General features: G+C 65.0%; 18 protein-coding genes. 7 read left to right on the top strand and 11 right to left on the bottom strand.

The window, feature by feature from the left end:
• Positions 1-164: 164 nt before the first annotated feature.
• Positions 165-1,040, bottom strand: coding sequence for a translation elongation factor Ts (gene tsf, locus DQW77_RS02465; protein ID WP_113256577.1), 876 nt, complete (start codon positions 1,038-1,040; stop codon positions 165-167).
• A 74-nt stretch (positions 1,041-1,114) separates the two neighbouring features.
• Positions 1,115-1,933, bottom strand: a complete 819-nt coding sequence (gene rpsB, locus DQW77_RS02460; RefSeq protein ID WP_113256576.1) for a 30S ribosomal protein S2 — start codon at positions 1,931-1,933, stop codon at positions 1,115-1,117.
• Between the two features lie 234 nt (positions 1,934-2,167).
• On the opposite strand from rpsB, the gene DQW77_RS02455 reads away from it, so the two are divergent.
• The 3 genes from DQW77_RS02455 to DQW77_RS02445 all read left to right on the top strand — a co-directional run bounded on the left by DQW77_RS02455 (position 2,168) and on the right by DQW77_RS02445 (position 4,778).
• The gene (locus DQW77_RS02455; protein WP_113256575.1) at positions 2,168-3,052 is read left to right on the top strand and encodes a PfkB family carbohydrate kinase; all 885 of its coding nucleotides are present in this window, start codon (positions 2,168-2,170) and stop codon (positions 3,050-3,052) included.
• A complete protein-coding gene (locus DQW77_RS02450) occupies positions 3,049-3,972 on the top strand; it encodes a pseudouridine-5'-phosphate glycosidase (RefSeq protein WP_113256574.1) in 924 nt (307 codons plus the stop codon). The genes DQW77_RS02455 and DQW77_RS02450 overlap by 4 nt, the downstream gene beginning before the upstream one ends.
• A 104-nt stretch (positions 3,973-4,076) precedes the next feature.
• A complete protein-coding gene (locus DQW77_RS02445) occupies positions 4,077-4,778 on the top strand; it encodes a DUF502 domain-containing protein (protein WP_113256573.1) in 702 nt (233 codons plus the stop codon).
• Here the strand turns inward: DQW77_RS02445 and DQW77_RS02440 are convergent.
• Entirely contained in the window at positions 4,775-5,494 is a 720-nt protein-coding gene (locus tag DQW77_RS02440) for an RlmE family RNA methyltransferase (RefSeq protein WP_113256610.1), read from the bottom strand. The genes DQW77_RS02445 and DQW77_RS02440 overlap by 4 nt on opposite strands.
• Complete coding sequence (locus DQW77_RS02435; protein WP_113256572.1) at positions 5,494-6,609, bottom strand: Ppx/GppA phosphatase family protein; 1,116 nt, start codon at positions 6,607-6,609, stop codon at positions 5,494-5,496. The genes DQW77_RS02440 and DQW77_RS02435 overlap by 1 nt, the downstream gene beginning before the upstream one ends.
• Before the next feature lie 236 nt (positions 6,610-6,845).
• Here DQW77_RS02435 and DQW77_RS02430 point away from each other — a divergent pair, with 236 nt between their 5' ends.
• The 4 genes from DQW77_RS02430 to DQW77_RS02415 are packed head-to-tail and all read left to right on the top strand — an operon-like array spanning position 6,846 to position 9,627.
• A complete protein-coding gene (locus tag DQW77_RS02430) occupies positions 6,846-7,142 on the top strand; it encodes a virulence factor (protein WP_113256571.1) in 297 nt (98 codons plus the stop codon).
• Positions 7,143-7,168: 26 nt separating this feature from the next.
• On the top strand, positions 7,169-8,104 hold the full coding sequence (locus tag DQW77_RS02425; protein WP_113256570.1) for a methylenetetrahydrofolate reductase: 936 nt from the start codon (positions 7,169-7,171) through the stop codon (positions 8,102-8,104).
• A gap of 10 nt (positions 8,105-8,114) precedes the next feature.
• The gene (locus DQW77_RS02420; protein WP_113256569.1) at positions 8,115-9,188 is read left to right on the top strand and encodes a methyltetrahydrofolate cobalamin methyltransferase; all 1,074 of its coding nucleotides are present in this window, start codon (positions 8,115-8,117) and stop codon (positions 9,186-9,188) included.
• Between the two features lie 13 nt (positions 9,189-9,201).
• Complete coding sequence (locus DQW77_RS02415) at positions 9,202-9,627, top strand: VOC family protein (RefSeq protein WP_113256568.1); 426 nt, start codon at positions 9,202-9,204, stop codon at positions 9,625-9,627.
• Between the two features lie 159 nt (positions 9,628-9,786).
• On the opposite strand, the gene DQW77_RS02410 is transcribed toward DQW77_RS02415, so the two are convergent.
• From DQW77_RS02410 to DQW77_RS02380, 7 genes are all read right to left on the bottom strand, one after another.
• Positions 9,787-10,575, bottom strand: a complete 789-nt coding sequence (locus DQW77_RS02410) for a xanthine dehydrogenase family protein subunit M (RefSeq protein WP_113256567.1) — start codon at positions 10,573-10,575, stop codon at positions 9,787-9,789.
• Between the two features lie 10 nt (positions 10,576-10,585).
• Positions 10,586-12,955, bottom strand: a complete 2,370-nt coding sequence (locus DQW77_RS02405; RefSeq protein WP_113256566.1) for a xanthine dehydrogenase family protein molybdopterin-binding subunit — start codon at positions 12,953-12,955, stop codon at positions 10,586-10,588.
• Between the two features lie 121 nt (positions 12,956-13,076).
• A complete protein-coding gene (locus DQW77_RS02400; protein WP_113256565.1) occupies positions 13,077-13,562 on the bottom strand; it encodes a (2Fe-2S)-binding protein in 486 nt (161 codons plus the stop codon).
• 103 nt (positions 13,563-13,665) lie between these two features.
• Complete coding sequence (locus DQW77_RS02395; protein ID WP_113256564.1) at positions 13,666-14,655, bottom strand: molybdopterin-binding protein; 990 nt, start codon at positions 14,653-14,655, stop codon at positions 13,666-13,668.
• Positions 14,652-15,617 carry an XdhC family protein gene (locus DQW77_RS02390; RefSeq protein ID WP_113256609.1) on the bottom strand — a complete coding sequence of 322 codons (966 nt, stop codon included), beginning with the start codon at positions 15,615-15,617 and terminating at the stop codon, positions 14,652-14,654. Before DQW77_RS02390 ends, DQW77_RS02395 begins: the two co-directional genes overlap by 4 nt.
• Before the next feature lie 151 nt (positions 15,618-15,768).
• Entirely contained in the window at positions 15,769-16,347 is a 579-nt protein-coding gene (locus DQW77_RS02385; protein WP_113256563.1) for a YeeE/YedE thiosulfate transporter family protein, read from the bottom strand.
• Between the two features lie 3 nt (positions 16,348-16,350).
• The gene (locus tag DQW77_RS02380; protein WP_113256562.1) at positions 16,351-16,902 is read right to left on the bottom strand and encodes a YeeE/YedE thiosulfate transporter family protein; all 552 of its coding nucleotides are present in this window, start codon (positions 16,900-16,902) and stop codon (positions 16,351-16,353) included.
• Between the last annotated feature and the right edge of the window lie 87 nt (positions 16,903-16,989).

Below are 16,989 nucleotides of genomic sequence, written 5' to 3'. Positions count from 1 at the left end.
CCAAAGGTTCGATGATCGCCCACTGCCTGTCTGTCAAAGTCCGTCTGCTCAAGATCGCCTCCCGTTTTTGATCTTGAATCAAACGAGAACCGATTTGGGAATCCCCTAAATGCAGACGCCGCCTAGGGGCGGCGCCGTCCATTTTCGAATACCGGGTGTCGCAATCAACCCTGGGCGGCCTTTGCGACCTCTTCGGCAAAATCCTCTTTCTCGACCTCGATGCCCTCGCCCACTTCAAGGCGCACGAAAGCGGCGATCTTGGCGCCCGCTTCCTCGGCGGCGGCACCAACCGTCAGGTCGGGATTGATCACGAAGGACTGCCCCATAAGGGTCACCTCGGACATGAATTTCTTCATGCGGCCTTCGATCATCTTCTCGATCACCTGCTCGGGCTTGCCGGATTCACGGGCGATGTCGATTTGCACCTGACGCTCCTTTTCAACCACGGCATTGTCAAGCGACGCTTCGTCAAGAGCGGCCGGGTTGGTGGCGGCGATATGCATCGCGACCTGTTTGCCGAAGGCCGCATCGCCTCCGTTCAGCGCGACCAGGACGCCGATCTTGCCCATGCCCTCGGCGGCGGCGTTGTGAACGTAGGACACCACGGTTTCGCCCTCGACCGCGGCCATGCGGCGCAGGGACATGTTTTCACCGATTGTCGCGATCTTGTCGGTGATCGTGTCAGCGACGCTCTTGCCGCCCATGTCGGCGGCGGCGAGCGCCTCTATGTCGTCAACGTCGATCGCGACTTCAGCGATCCGTGTCACCATGTCCTGAAATTCAGCATTCTTGGCGACGAAATCGGTTTCGGCGTTGACTTCGACAGCCACGCCCTTGCCATTCGCGACCTTGACGGCAACAAGCCCCTCGGCAGCGGTGCGGCCCGACTTCTTGGCGGCCTTTGCCAATCCCTTGGTGCGCAGCCAGTCCACGGCGGCGTCCATGTCGCCGTCCGTTTCGGTCAGTGCCTTTTTCGCGTCCATCATGCCTGCGCCCGTCGTGTCGCGCAGTTGTTTCACCATTGCAGCAGTGATCGCCATCTCGGCTCTCCTCAGATATACGGTCGGGTCCGGGGCGGATTAGCCCGCATCCCGTGACAGTTTCGTGAACCCGCTCAGCTTTGGGCGGCGGTGTTTTCGGCCGGTTGTTCAACCTGCGCCTCGGAGGCATCCGGAGTGTCCTCCGCCACGGCCTCTTCGGTCGGGGCCTCGGACATCGCGCCCACATCGACGCCGGCGGCCCCAAGTTGTGCGGACATGCCGTCAAGCGCCGCGCGGCTGACCAGATCACAATAAAGCGCGATGGCGCGGGCCGCGTCGTCATTGCCGGGAACGATGTAATCCACACCATCGGGCGAGCAGTTGGTATCAACGATCGCGACGACCGGAATACCCAGCTTCTTGGCTTCGGCGACCGCAAGCGCCTCCTTCTTGACGTCGATCACGAACAGCATGTCCGGCACGCCGCCCATCTCGCGGATCCCGCCAAGGCTTGCCTGAAGTTTCTCCTGATCGCGCTCCAGGCCGAGGCGTTCCTTCTTGGTCATGCCCTCGGCACCGCCTTCCAGAAGCTCGTCGATTTCCTTCAGGCGCTTGATGGATTGCGACACCGTCTTCCAGTTCGTGAGCGTGCCGCCCAGCCAGCGGTGGTTCATGTAATATTGTGCGCATTTCTCGGCGGCGTCCGCGACCGGGGCGCTGGCCTGACGCTTGGTTCCCACGAACAGGACCCTGCCGCCCTTCGCGACGGTTTCGCGAATGGCATTGAGCGCCGCGTCCAGCATCGGCACCGTCTGCGTGAGGTCCATGATGTGAATGCCGTTGCGCGCGCCGTAGATGAACTCGCCCATGCGGGGGTTCCAGCGTTGCGTCTGGTGGCCGAAGTGAACGCCGGCTTCGAGAAGCTGGCGCATGGTGAACTCTGGAAGAGCCATGTCTTGTTTCCTTTCCGGTTTACGCCTCGGCACGGGAAGAGAAGCGGATGCTTCAACCGGTGGACTTTTCGGGGATGTCTCCCCCGAAGGCCCGCCCGTGCCTGCGGATTGAATGCCGCGCGTATATAGCCGATGCCGGACCGGCGCAACCCCCGTTGCACGCCCGTCGTCAAGGGCCCTGCCCGCCGGCGAACGGGCTTGCACCGCGGCCCTGAACCGGCAACAAGTTCGGGCATGAGCGATATCCTGTGCATCGGGTCTGTCCTGTGGGACGTGATTGGCCGGTCAGCCGGTCACATGCGACAGGGCGCCGATGTGCCGGGCCGCATCACCCGACATCCCGGCGGCGTGGCCTTCAACATCGCGCTCACGCTTCTGCGCTTCGGGATGCGCCCGGCACTGCTGAGCGTGGTGGGTCGCGATCCACAGGGTGACGAGCTGGCTTTTGCCTGTGCGCGACACGGGATGGAAACGGCGTTCATCCACCGGCCCGACGACCTGCCGACAGACCGGTACATGGCCATCGAGGGTATCGAGGGCCTTGTGGCCGCGATCGCGGACGCCCATTCGCTCGAGGCGGCCGGAGAGCGTATTCTGGCCCCTTTGCATGATGGCCGGTTGGCAACGCCGGATAGTCCCTACGCCGGACCCGTCGCACTGGACGGCAACCTGACCCTTGCAATGCTCGAAGAGATTGCCGCCGGGCCGCTGATGCGCGCGGCGGACCTTCGCGTTGCCCCGGCTTCACCCGGCAAGGCGGGCCGGCTCCTGCCCTTCCTGCAGCACGGTCGCGCCGTGCTGTATGTCAACCTGGAAGAGGCCGGAATTCTGTGCCAATCCCGGTTCGAAGGCGCAGACCGGGCCGCCGAGGCCCTGCTGAATCGCGGCGCGGCGCGCGCGATTGTCACTGACGGCGCGCGCGCGGCCTGCGATGCGGCACCACATGGTCTGGTTCGGACACAGCCGCCGGAGGTGCCGATCACGCGCGTGACCGGCGCGGGCGACACGTTCATGGCCGCCCATATCGCTGCGGAACTTTCCGGCAGCGGCCGGGCCGCGGCACTGGATCGGGCGGTTATGGCGGCGGCAATCCACGTTTCAGGAGATACCGACCTTTGAATATTCTTCATCCCGCCCCCGAAGTTGCCGAGGCAGTGCGCAACGGCACGCCGATCGTGGCGCTGGAAAGCACCATCGTCACCCACGGGATGCCCTGGCCCCGAAACCTGCAAACCGCCCGGGAGGTCGAGGCGGACATCCGCGCCGCAGGCGCGGTTCCGGCCACCATCGCGGTTCTCGACGGGCGGATCCGTGTCGGCTTGACCTCCGAGGCGCTGGAAGGATTGGCGCAGGCTACCGGCATGGCCAAGCTCAGCCGCGCCGATCTTGGCGCCTGCATCGCCCGCGGCGGATCGGGTGCGACCACGGTGGCGGCAACGATGATCGTCGCGGCCCGCGCCGGTATCGCGACCTTCGCCACCGGTGGGATCGGCGGCGTGCATCGGGGCGCGGAACGCAGTTTCGACATCTCCGCGGATTTGCAGGAACTGGCACAAACTTCGGTGACAGTGGTGTCCGCCGGTCCCAAGGCGATCCTCGACATTCCCAAGACGCTGGAAGTGCTCGAAACCCTGGGCGTGCCCGTCATTGCGTATGGTCAGGACAGCCTGCCTGCCTTCTGGTCGGCGGAGTCGGAGCTGCCTGCGCCTTTGCGCATGGACAGCCCTGCCCGGATCGCGGCGGCGCATCTGGCCCGCGCCCGGCTGGATCTTCCCGGTGGCCAGCTGGTCGCGAACCCGGTTCCGGCCGAAGCCGGGATCCCGCCCTCTGAAATAGATCCGATCATCGCCCGCGCCGATCGCGAGGCCGCCGAGCGTGGCATCACCGGCAAGGCCGTGACTCCGTTCATGCTGGCGCGAATCCTTGAGCTGACCGACGGCCGCTCGCTTGAGGCGAACATCGCGTTGATACGCAACAACGCCCGCCTCGCGGCGCGCATCGCCACCGAGATGGTCTGTGCCCGGGCGGATGACCAATAAACGGTCACGCCGTGCACTCGGACCGCCTTGACAGCTTCATGGATGTTGCTGAGGCGTCAATTTGTGCTTAGGAATTATCCGTCCAACACCGGTGTCGCGAAGTCATGAGAACCCCGCCCGAAGAAGATCCGTTCAAACCAAGGAAACCGGGGCTTTTTGCCGGGCTCAGGGCCAGTTTCCTGACCGGTCTCGTGGTGATCGCGCCGGTCGGGCTGACGATATGGCTGATCTGGACCCTGGTTGGCTGGGTCGACGGGTTTGTCCTGCCGCTGGTCCCCTACAAGTTCCAGCCGGAGAAGTATATCGGCATCAACCTGCGCGGCATCGGCCTGATCATCTTTCTCATCTTCACGATCATCGTCGGGTGGATCGCGAAGGGCCTGATCGGCAAGTCTCTGATCAGTTTCGCGGAATCTCTGGTTGATCGGATGCCGGTGGTGCGCTCGATCTATTCGGGCGTCAAACAGATCGCCGAAACCGTGTTCGCGCAATCCGAACGCTCTTTCGAGAAGGCGTGCCTGATACAGTACCCGCGCAAGGACATCTGGGCGATCGGCTTCATATCCACACGCGCGAAAGGCGAAGTCACCAATCGCGCCGAAACCGGCGGCGAATTGTTGAGCGTGTTCGTCCCCACCACGCCGAATCCGACATCGGGATTCCTGCTTTTCTTTCCGCGCGAGGATGTGATCGAGCTGGACATGAGTGTCGAGGAGGCGGCGAAGCTGGTGATTTCCGCCGGGCTGGTCTACCCTGACATGATAGAGGCCGAGGGCGCCGACGATCCGAGCAAACGGCGTGGTTAACCACGGAACCCCGTCGCCACGACGAATTTTTCCGAACTGTCGGCGCGTGATGCCGGCGGCTTGACATTCGCCACCTTCAGAAACCGCGTCTTCAGCAGCTTTTGCAGGTCGCCCTCCGCCCCGCCGGCCAGCACCTTCGAGACGAATGTGCCGCCCTCGTCCAGCACGTCGAAAGCCAGCTCCGCTGCCGCTTCGCACAGGGCGATGATGCGCAGGTGATCTGTCTGCTTGTGGCCGCTCGAAGCCGCCGCCATGTCGGACATCACTACGTCTGCGCACGCGTCGTCCATCCACCCGCGCAACGTCTCGTCGGCCCCGTCTGCCATGAAGTCAAGCTGATGGATCTCGCAACCGGGAATCGGTTCGACCGGTTGCAGGTCGACGCCGAGGATCGTTCCGACGGGCTTGCCCGGCCGTGTGCCCGACGCATTGACCCGCGCCGCCGCCACCTGGCACCAGCCTCCGGGGGCGCAGCCCAGGTCGATCACCCGGGCCCCGGGCAGAAGGAACCGGTATTTGTCATCCAGTTCCATGATCTTGTAAGCGGCGCGCCCGCGATAGCCGTCCGCCTGGGCACGCTTCACGTAAGGATCGTTGAGCTGGCGCTGCAACCATCGCGTGGACGAGGATTTGCGTCCCCGTGCCGTCTTGACCTTGACCTTGAGGTCGCGCTGTCCGCGCCCGGATGTGTTCTTGCCGTCGGGTGTGCGCGCCATCACGCCTCCTCTTCTTCACCCAGCACGCCGTCGGCGGTCATCTGAGCATACAGCATACCTTCGCGCAGCCCGCGGTCCGCGACCGAAAGGCGGTCCGTCGGCCAGCAGCGCAGCAACGCCTGTAGAATCGCGGCGCCCGACATGATCAGCGCCTGACGATCCAGCCCGATGCGCGGGTCCCGCCGTCGCCCCTCGGGTCCGAGATGCAGATAGGACCGGATAACCCTGTCTATCTCGTCACTGGTCATGCGCAATCCATCAACGCGATTGCGGTCATACCGGCGCAGGCCCAGATGGCTGGCCGCCACAGTGGTCACCGTGCCGCTGGTTCCGACAATCTGGAAACCCTCGCGGGATTGCTCGTCCTTGTAGGGGGCGAACTCGGCCAGGTTCTCCTCGAAGAACCAGCTCATCAGCGCGAAGCGCGCACTGTCGTCCTCCACATCGTTGAACTGGTCGCGCAATGTGGCCACGCCGAGCGGAACGCTGATCCAGTCGACCACGCGGGCACGCGGCAGGCGGTCGTCGTCGTGATTGAAGCCGGTATGCAGGCGCATGATCGCCTTGGCCTTGTCCTTCTTGGCGATACCCCGGAGATCGAGCCAGACAAGCTCGGTTGAGCCGCCGCCGATATCGACCACGAGCAACTGTTCGGTCTTTCGCCCCACAAGTGGCGCGCAGGACACCACTGCAAGCTGCGCTTCTTCCAGCGGCCTTATGATCTCAAGATCGAGTCCGGTCTCGCGCCGGACCCGATCCATGAATTGTGCGCCATTGTCGGCACGACGGCAGGCTTCGGTGGCGACAAGGCGCATGCGGCTCACGTCGTGCCGCCTGAGCTTCTGCTGGCAGACCCGCAGCGCCTGGATCGTCCGCTGGATCGAATTCCGGGACAAGCGGCCATATCGTTCCAGCCCGGCGCCCAACTGGACCGATTTCGAAAAACTGTCCACGACTTGAAACTGAGTGCCCCTTGGACGGGCAATCAGCATCCTGCAACTGTTTGTGCCCAGATCGAGTGCCGCGTAGAGAGGCGGCCGACCGGACGGATTTGGCGCGGGGCTTTCAACCGCTTGAGGGAACGCGCCCGCACCTTCGGGACGCTTGGGCGCCATCACTTCACGCCCTCCATTTCGAGTTGGATCAAAGGTAGTGTCTTGACGGCGGCCACGCAAGCGCCGCACTGCCTCAACATCTTCTTGAGAAGAATGCGGCCCCTCCACGGTGGAAACTGACCCGTCGCCCGTGGCAGGATGTTTTCGTCGCAGGTTGCGCGCGTTCTGTCGAAATCCGACCCCGCCGACCGTCCACCCTGCTTTAGAGAAGGGCCACGAGAAAAGGGGAATCATCCATGGTTGACGTGACCATAGTCTATTGGCGGGACATCCCCGCGCAGGTGATCGTGGGCAAGGGCCGCCGCGGGGCGAAACAGCCCCTGCCGGAACGCTTCGAGCAGGCTATCGACCGGGCGGCGATGAAGATTGGTGCGGAAGACACGGATGCCTACCTGGCCGAATGGCGCAAGGCCGCCCCTTACCCGGTCGAGGGCGATCCCGCCGAGGTTGCCGCCGCGGAGGCGGCAAGGATCGATGCGGAATACGGTCAGGAGCGTATCAAGTCCCTGATAGCAAACGATGGCTGGGCATGAGCCCGAAAGGAATATGGGAGGCCGCAATGGGGCTGTTGAATTTCAGGAAACGTGATGCGGGCGCCGAGGCCCCTGCACCGGCCAACCGCGATCTCGAGGCGTTCCTCGAAGGGTACTCGATCGAGGTGATGCCGCGCACCGCCGAGAAGGTCGAGGATTTCCGCGATCTCCTGCCCGAGGGCACGCGGGTGTACATCGCCCATATCGAGGGCACTCCGATCGACGAGATGGTCGCGACCGCCCGCCGCGTGGCGGGCGAAGGCTACAGGGTCATGCCGCATTTCCCGGCACGAATCATCAAGGACCAGGCGACCCTCCGGGACTGGATCGCGCGCTATCAGGGGGAGGCGGGTGTCGATCAGGCGCTTTTGCTGGCCGGTGGCGTGGAAAAACCCCACGGTGATTTTCACAGCTCGATGCAGTTGATGGAATCGGGCGAATTCGACAAGGCCGGTTTCAAGCGTCTTCACGTCGCCGGCCATCCCGAGGGCAACCGCGATATCGATCCCAAGGGCGGCACCGCCAACGTGGACGAGGCGCTGCACTGGAAGCAGAAATTCTCGGAAACCACCGATGCAGAGATGGCAATCGCCACCCAGTTCGCCTTTGACGCCGGGCCGCTGATCAAATGGGCCGACAGCCTGCACGCGGCCGGCATAACCATGCCCATCCATATCGGTATCGCCGGACCTGCGAAACTGCAGACGCTGATCAAGTTCGCCATTGCCTGTGGGGTTGGTCCGTCTTTGAAAGTTCTGCAGAAACGGGCTATGGACGTGTCCAAGCTCCTGCTGCCCTACGAACCGACCGAAGTGCTGACAGAACTCGCCGCCCACAAGGCTGCGAACCCGGACTTCAACATCACCGGAGTGCATTTCTTTCCGCTGGGCGGTATCAAGACCAACGCCAACTGGGCGATCGAACACGGCGGCCGCTCCGCGCGGCCGGCAAACGCATCCTGAAGGACTTCAAATGACCCGCACTGTCGTCGAAAGCAAGACCAAGACCGCCATCATCGGGTTCGACGAACCCTTCTGCGTCATTGGTGAACGGATCAACCCCACGGGGCGCAAGAAGCTGGCCGCCGAACTGGAGGCCGGGGATTTCTCCACCGTCGAGGCCGACGCGGTCGCACAGGCCGATGCGGGCGCCACGGTGCTGGATATCAACGCGGGCGTTGTCTACAATTCCAATCCGAACCCGAACGAGACAGAGCCGCCGCTGATGACGAAGGTGGTCGAGCTCGTGCAAGGGCTAGTGGATCTGCCGCTCTGCATCGACAGTTCGGTTCCGGCGGCGCTCAAGGCGGGTCTTGAAACCGCCCATGGCCGGCCGCTTCTGAACTCGGTCACCGGCGAGGAAGAGCGCCTCGAGGAAGTGCTGCCGCTGGTGAAGAAATACGATGTGCCGGTGGTGGCGATCTCCAATGACGATACCGGGATCTCCGAGGACCCCGAAGTGCGTTTCGAGGTCGCGAGGAAGATCGTTCAACGCGCTGCCGACTTCGGCATTCCCGCCCATGACATCGTGGTCGATCCGCTTGTGATGCCGATCGGGGCCATGGGCACGGCCGGCCAGCAGGTGTTCACACTGGTGCGGCGCCTGCGCGAGGAACTGGGCGTCAACACCACTTGCGGTGCGTCCAACATCTCGTTCGGATTGCCCAACCGCCATGGCATCAACAACGCGTTCCTGCCCATGGCCATGGGCGCCGGGATGACGAGCGCGATCATGAACCCCGTTGCCCTCCCGGTGAAACAGGCCGATATCGCCGCAAAGAAGGCCGAAGTCGCCGCACAGGGCATTGTCCTGCCCGAAAGCATGGATGATGAAACCTTCTGCCAGCTCTTCGGGCTTGGCTCCACCAAGCCGCGCCCGGGCAAGGAGATGGAGGCGATACGTGCAGCCAATTTCCTGACCAACAACGACCCCCACGGCAGCGCCTGGATCAGGTTCAACAAGGCACCGCCCAAACCCGGCGAGGAAACCGCGGGCGGCCGGGGCGGCCGCGCGGGAAGCCGTAGCCGGGCCCGCCGGCGGGCCTGACGCGAGGGGCGCCATGTCCGCCCTGCCCCACGCCCCGCCGCCCGGCGCGGTTCTCGAGGCGGCGCTCTATGCCGACGATCTCAAGGCCGCGGCGCGGTTCTATGGCGGCGTGATGGGCCTCGAGGAGATCATCCGCGTCGCGGGACGGCATGTCTTCTTCAGGGTCGGGCCGACGGTGCTGCTGATCTTCGATCCCGTGGCCACCACCGCCGGCGGTTCGAACCCGGCGCTGCCGGTGCCGCCCCACGGGGCGCATGGCCCCGGACATCTCTGCTTTGCCGCCACACGCGACGAAATCAACCTCTGGCGCACCCGGCTCGAAGCCGCCGGATACCCGGTCGAGGCCGATTTCGATTGGCCCAACGGCGCGCGGTCGATCTATTTCCGCGATCCGGCCGGCAATTCCCTGGAAATCGCCGAACCCCGGCTCTGGGGCTGAGCGCCGGGGCTCAGCCCAAACCCCTCGGACCGCTTCCGGAAAGATGAGCAGCCCCCTCTTCATCTTTCCCGAAATACTCCCGCCGGAGGCATCCCGAGAAACCCGCCGGAGGCGGGTGACGAGACAAGACTGCGCGCCCGCAGGGCGCTCCACCCGGCTCTACCCGGCGGCCGCGACCGCCCGTTTCGTCATCACCGCCGCCAGATGGGCGCGGTAATCGCCGCTGCCATGCAGATCGGTGATCATCCCCGCCCCCTCCAGCGACAGCCCGTCGAGGGCCGCCGCGGAGAAATCCGCGCCCAGGGCGTCCTCGGCCCCGGACCAGCGGAAAACCCCCTCTTCCGAAGCGCCGGTGATCGCGACGCGCACACCATCGGCGTATTTCGCCACGAAGGCCCCGACCAGCGCGAAGCGCGAGGCCGGTTGTTCGAATTTCATGTAGGCTGCCATTTCGGGCACGGGAAAACGGATTTCGGTGATGAGTTCCCCTTCCTCCAACGCCGTCGCGAACATACCGTCGAAGAAATCTTCGGCCGCGATCTCGCGCGTGCTGGTGATGATGAGAGCCCCCGAACCGAGGACTGCCGCCGGGTAACAGGCCGAAGGATCGTTGTTTGCAAGGCTCCCGCCGATGGTGCCCCGGTTGCGGACGGCGGGGTCGCCGATATTGGCCGCCAGGGCCGCGAGGGCCGGGTAGGCCCCTGCCCCGCCGGCCACCTCGGCATGGGTCGTCCCCGCGCCGATGCAAAGCGATCCGTCATCGGCCCGGCAGACGCCTTGCATCTCGCTGATGGCTGACAAGCTCACAAGCCGTGAGGGCGCTGCAAGCCGTTGCTTCAGCGTCGGTATGAGTGTCTGGCCGCCGGCCAGCGCCAGGGCCTCCTCGGCCGAAAGGGCCTTGATCGCATCGGCGATTGTTGCGGGACGTTCGATATCGAATGCGTACATCTTGACCTCCTCAATCCTGCATCGCGGCCCAGACGCGCGCGGGCGTCAGCGGCATGTCGATGTGGGGCACGTCGCGTCCTGCCCGCTGCAGCGCGTCGACGACGGCATTCACCACCGCCGGGGGGCTGCCGATCGCACCGGCCTCTCCGCAGCCCTTCACGCCGAGGGGGTTGTGCGTACAGGGCGTCTGGCACGAATGGTCGATGTCATAGAACGGCAGGTCATCAGCCCGTGGCATGGTGTAGTCCATGTAACTGGCCGACAGGAGCTGACCGTCCTCGTCATAGACCGCCCCCTCCAGAAGCGCCTGCCCGATCCCCTGGGCCAGCCCGCCATGCACCTGACCGGAAACGATCATCGGGTTGATCACGTTGCCGAAATCGTCGGCGGCGGCGAAACGCTCGACCGTCACCTTTCCGGTCTCGGGATCGACCTCCACCTCGCAGGCATAGGCGCCCGCCGGGTAGGTGAAGTTGGCCGGGTCATAAAATGCGGTTTCCTCCAGGCCCGGCTCGATATCCTCCAGCGGAAAATCATGCGGGATGTAGGCCTTGAGCGCCACCTCCCCCCAGGCGACTGACTTGTCGGTGCCCGCGACTGAAAACGCGCCGTCCCTGAACTCGATATCGGCCTCGCTGGCCTCCATCATGTGCGCCGCGATCTTCCTGGCCTTGTTGATCACCTTCTCGGTCGCCCGCACCATCGCCGAGCCGCAAACCGCAAGCGATCGTGAGCCGTAGGTGCCCATGCCGAAGGGGATCTTGGAACTGTCGCCATGCACGATGTCGATCATCCCGGCGTCGATCCCAAGCATCTCGGCAACGACCTGCGCGAAAGCGGTCTCGTGGCCCTGCCCGTGGCTGTGCGCCCCAACCATGACGCTGAGATTGCCGGTGGCGTTCACCCGCACCGTGGCGGCATCGTAAAGCCCCACCCGGGCGCCGAGCTGCCCCACGAGGTTGCTGGGCGCGATGCCGCAGGCCTCGATATAGGAATTGATGCCCAATCCGCGAAGCTTGCCATTGCGCTCGCTCTCGGCGCGCCGCGCCTCGAACCCCGATACCTCCGCGATTTCCTCCAGCTTGTCCATCAGCGCGTCATAATCGCCGGTGTCGTATTGAAGCGCCACCGGCGTGGTATAGGGAAACTGGTCCGGCTTGACGAAATTCTTGCGCCGGATCGCGATCGGATCGATCCCCAACTCGCGCGCCGCCTTGTCGATCACCCGCTCGAGCGAATAGGTCGCCTCGGGGCGCCCGGCGCCGCGATAGGCGTCCACCGGCGCGGTGTTGGTCATCACCGCCTTCACGTTCACGTAGACATTGGGCACCGTGTAGTTTCCCGCCATCAGCGTGCCGTGCAGGAAGGTGGGCGTGACCGTCGCGAAATTCGACAGGTAGGCACCGACATTGGCCTTCGTCTCGGTGCGCACGGCAATGAAGGTACCGTCCTTCTCGCAGGCCAGTTCGATCCTGGTCTCGTGATCGCGGCCATGCGCGTCGGTCATGAAGGATTCCGAGCGCGTGGCGGTCCACTTCACTGGCCGCTTCAGCTTCTTCGCCGCGGCCAGGACCAGCGCCTCCTCGCCGTAATGGTAGATCTTGGAACCGAAACCGCCCCCCACGTCCGGCGCCACCACGGTCAGCTTGTTTTCCGGGATGCCGAGGACGAAGGCCGAGATCAGGAGCCGCGTCAGGTGCGGGTTCTGCGACGTGGTGTGCAGCGTGTATTCGTCCGAGCCGGGGTTGTAGGTCGCCAGCGAGGCCCGCGGTTCCAGCGCGTTGGGAATGCAGCGGTTGTTGACCAGCTCCATTGTGGTGACATGGGGCGCGGTCCTGATCGCCTCGTCCACCGCTGCGCGGTTGTCCTCGATCCAGCCCCAGTCGAAAACCTCGTTGGTGCCGATCTCGTCATGCACGAACCCGTCCGCCCCGTCGAGCGCACGATCCATGTTCACAACCGCCGGCAGATCCTCGATATCGGCCTCGATCGCCTCGGCGGCGGCCTCGGCCTGTTCGCGCGTCCCGGCGATGACGGCGGCATAGGCATCGCCCACGTGGCGGACCTTCCCGTGTGCCAGGACCGGGCGCTTGGGCTCCTTCATCGCGGTGCCGTCCCGGCTCTCGATGTACCAGCCGGCGGGATTGCCGCCGACCTCGGCGAAATCCTCACCGGTGAAAACGGCCAGAACGCCCTCCATCGCCTCGGCCGCCGAGGTGTCGATGGATTTGATCCGTCCATGCGCGACATTGGAGCGCGCAAAGACCGCATGGGCCTGGCCGTGCATGTTGATGTCGTCGGTATAATTTCCCGTGCCGGTCAGAAACCGCACGTCCTCGCGCCGCTTGCTGCTGGCACCGATGCCTCCGTCTTTTGGCATGTCTCGTTCCTCCCTGAAATCCTCCGGGGCCTTGCCCGGTCCATGACCCGCGGCGCTTCATCTTTCCCGAAATACTCCGGGGGAGCGCCGCAGGCGCGGGGGCAGCGCCCCTTTTAATCGCCTATTCCGCCGCGACGCGGCTCACGTCCTGGCCGCTCGCCGCCATGATGGCTTTCACGATGTTGTGATATCCGGTGCAGCGGCAGATATTGCCCTCGAGATACTCGCGCACCTCGGACTCGCTTGGTGACGGGTTGCTTTCGAGCAGAGCCGCCGCCGTCATGACCATGCCCGGCGTGCAGAACCCGCATTGCAGGCCGTGGTGATCCTGGAAGGCCTTCTGAACGGGATGCAGGGCGCCATCGCTCGCGGCCATGCCCTCGATCGTCTTGACGTCGGCGCCCTCGGCCTCGGCGGCAAACATCGTGCAGGCCTTGACGTCACGCCCGTTGACATGAACCACGCAGGTTCCGCACTGGCTGGTGTCGCAGCCCACATGCGTGCCCGTCAGGCCAAGTGTCTCTCTGAGGAATTCAACAAGCAGCGTCCGGCCTTCGATCTCGCCCGACGCGGGCTTGCCATTCACGGTCATGCTGACCTTCGGCATCGGCTTCTCCCCTCTGGTTCGGCTATGCATTCTGCTGCGAGTTAAGCACGCCCCCGGCCGGTTGAGAACCCGGTTTCTTGCCTTCCCTCTACGGTGTCCCGCCTCAGCCCCTGGAGCGCCGCGGTTGTGGCCGCGTCGGAATCTCCTTCAAGAGCCCGCCAACGCCCATTGCCGCGATGTCGTCCGAGCCGGCCGACAACCCGCAGGCGACCCGCGCCAGCACCCAGTCCGCACCGTGCAGGACCGGGCTGCGGGCGCTGCCAGGCAGCCCGATCACCGGCCGCCCCGAAATCTTGCCGATGAACAGAAGATTGCCGGGATCGACCGGCATCCCGAACCGGATCAGCCTGCCGCCGGCACGGCGCAACGCCTCCGGCGCGGTATCGCAGCTGTCGGAGGTTGCCGACACGGTGAGAATCAGCACGATATCGCCAGACGCCGCGGCGATTTCCCCGGCCAGTTCGGCGCTGTCATGATCGCATCGGCGGGTTTCGGCCAGCGTCATGCCGAGGCCCGTGACCCGCGCCTCGATCGCCTCCACGCCCTTGTCGCCCGGGCCTCCGGGGCTTTCGGTGACAATGAGGCTCGCGGTGGCATGGGTCGCGATCGCAAGGCGCACCGCCCCGCGCGCAAGATCCGTCGCACGGTCCAGGGCCCGGCCGGGCACACCGTAAGCGATGATCTTGACCGTGGCGATCATGCCGCCGGGGTGGATCTGGTGGTAGTCGGGCACAGTGGCCACAGTGATCATCGGATCGACGGCATTGGCGGCATTGATCCGCTCCGCGTCAATCCGCACCACGCCGGGCCGGTCGGCAATCAGGTTGACGCGCCCGGTAAACGGCGCCCCGGCATGCACATGCGACGCGCCGTCATTCAGTGACCGGGCCAGAACCGCCGCAGCTTCATCCTCGTGAAGATCGTCCGGATCCAGCCGCGCCACCGTGACTTCGGCACGTCCGGCCTTGCGGAGCGCCGCGATATGGTCGTCCGTCAGGCACTGCCCCTTGCGCAGCCGTTTGCCGTCCACGTCCTCGGAATGGGCGAGGATCGCGCCACGCGCCTGGTCCAGGGGCACCGGGCCGAATTTCATGTCCCGCGTCTCAGCACGTCGGTCATCTGGGCAAGGATGCTCACGGCGATTTCCGCAGGGCCCGCGGCCCCGATATCAAGGCCAACGGGCCCGTGGATGCGCCCGATCTCGGTTGCCGAGAATCCCGCATCCGTCAGCCGCGATACCCGTTTTGCATGAGTTCGACGGGACCCGAGCGCGCCAACGTAGAACGCGTCCGATCTCAGCGCCCTGTCCAGCGCCGGGTCGTCCAGCTTGGGATCATGGGTCAGCAGCACCACCGCGGTGCGCATGTCCAGCCCGGCGCGATCCAGCGCCGCATCGGGCCAGTCGTCGATGATCGTTTCCCCGGGAAAACGCGCCGCCGATCCGAAGGCATCCCGCGGGTCGATCAGCAAGGGATCGTATCCGGCGATCCGCGCCATCGGCAGCAGGGCCTGCGCGATATGCACCGCCCCCACCACGATCAGGCGAAGCGGCGGGTTGTGGATTGCCACGAAGGTCTTGCCATCGGCCTCGAATCCCGACCGGTCCATGCGGAACCTGTCGGCGTGGCCCGACCGCTCCAGCCGCGGTTCGACCCCGAGCCCGGTCAGGCAGGCCACGGGATCGCGGGCGATGCGGGCCGCGACAAGTTCCTGCAACAGCGTTTCCGGCAGGGCCGTGCCCACCGGCTCGACCAGCACCCGTATGGTGCCACCGCAGGCCAGCCCGACGGCAAATGCGTCATCGTCGCTGACACCGTATTCCAGCATCACAGGCTCGCCCGTCTCGATGGCGTCGAGGGCCTCGGCGACCACCGCCCCTTCAACGCAGCCGCCGGAGACCGAGCCGGCGATCTCGGAGTGTCCAGAAATCGCCAGTTGGCTGCCCACGCGCCTTGGCGCGCTGCCCCATGTCTCGACCACCGTGGCCAGTGCCGCGCCCTTCCCGGCCCGATGCCAGGCCAGCGCGGTTTCCGGGATGTCGTCGAACTCTGCCATTGCCTCTGCCATTACACGGTCTCCCTGCCGCCGTCAGTATGCCCTGTCCGGCTGCCGAAGCTCAAACGCAAAAGGGCACGGCATTCAAGATGCCGCGCCCGCGCCGCCCGTTCCCGACCAGTGACCGGCGGAAGGCCGGATTATCCGTCGGTCATTCCGCCGGCGCCCCCGCGGGGCGACTCACGATGCGGTCCGGCAAAAGAAAGGCCACCGCGATCATGACAGCAGCCATGACCAGCCCCAGGATGTCACCGGGCAGCCCGGTCAGCCCGGGGTATCCGGCCCCGGGCACTTCGCCCAGTGTCAACTTGGCACCGTCCAGCAGACCGCTGCCGTTCCACGCCGGATAGGAGACCATGTAGGCCGCCGCGCCCAGAAGACCGCCGGCCACGAAGGACCACGCATCGCGCCGCCCCGAGGCCGCCGCTGCAACCCCGGTGCCGGGGCAGTAACCCGCGGCAGCCCATCCCGCACCGAGAAGCAGCCCACCGATCGCGACCCCGACATAAGCCGTCTTGACGGACATGTTGGCAACCTCGACAAGGCCCAGGGTCTGGCCGCCGAACATGAGCGCCGACCCGACCCCGATGGCCAGCAGGATCGTCTTCATGAGGTGGAGATTGGTCAGGGTCAGCATCCGCCCGATCCAGTTCGGGCTTGTCGCGCCGATCCGGTCCAGAGCCGCCCCGAAGGCCGCTCCGATGATGATGGCAAGAATGATCGTGGTCATGGCTCAGACCTCCCGTCTGTAGAGGATCATTGCGGTCGGTATCGCGGCCGCGAAGGCCGCGACGGTGAAGATATAGCCGGAAATCGCGGTCTGCATCGTCCCGCTCATCATGTGCCCCGAGGTGCAACCACCGGCCAGACGCGCCCCGTAGAGGACCACGAACCCGCCAAGAAAGGTCAGGGCATGGCGCTTCCAGGGCGTATCGCCGTAATTGGCCCGCCAGATCGCCGGCATCCGGCGTTCGTCCTCGCCCAGCCCGCCGCGTAGCAACACGGACACGAGCGCCCCGCCTGCCATCGCGAGCACGAAGATGAAGCTGTAATTCAGCGGATCGGCGGCGTTGCCAGCGTATTTTCCGCCGGATTTCGCCAGATAGGCGTTGGTCGATGTGTGACCGGCCTCGGTCTTGGTGATCAGGCCGGGATTGGCGGCGTCGGCAATGATCGCATCGAGAATCACGAACTGCGTGCTTACGCCGATTGGCTTGACCAGCAGCACCGCCGCGAAAAAGACGAGGCCCAGCACAACCCCGCCCGACTTCCAGTTCAGTGGCATCGGAACGTCCTCCAGTTATATTCCATTTACTGAATATATTGAATGTGCCGGTTCCCCGCCTTGATCGAGCTCAAGCCCGCACCCTGC

It is taken from the genome of Roseovarius sp. TE539 (assembly GCF_003298505.1).
GTDB lineage: Bacteria > Pseudomonadota > Alphaproteobacteria > Rhodobacterales > Rhodobacteraceae > Roseovarius.
This window is presented reverse-complemented; position numbering and strand designations above follow the sequence as displayed.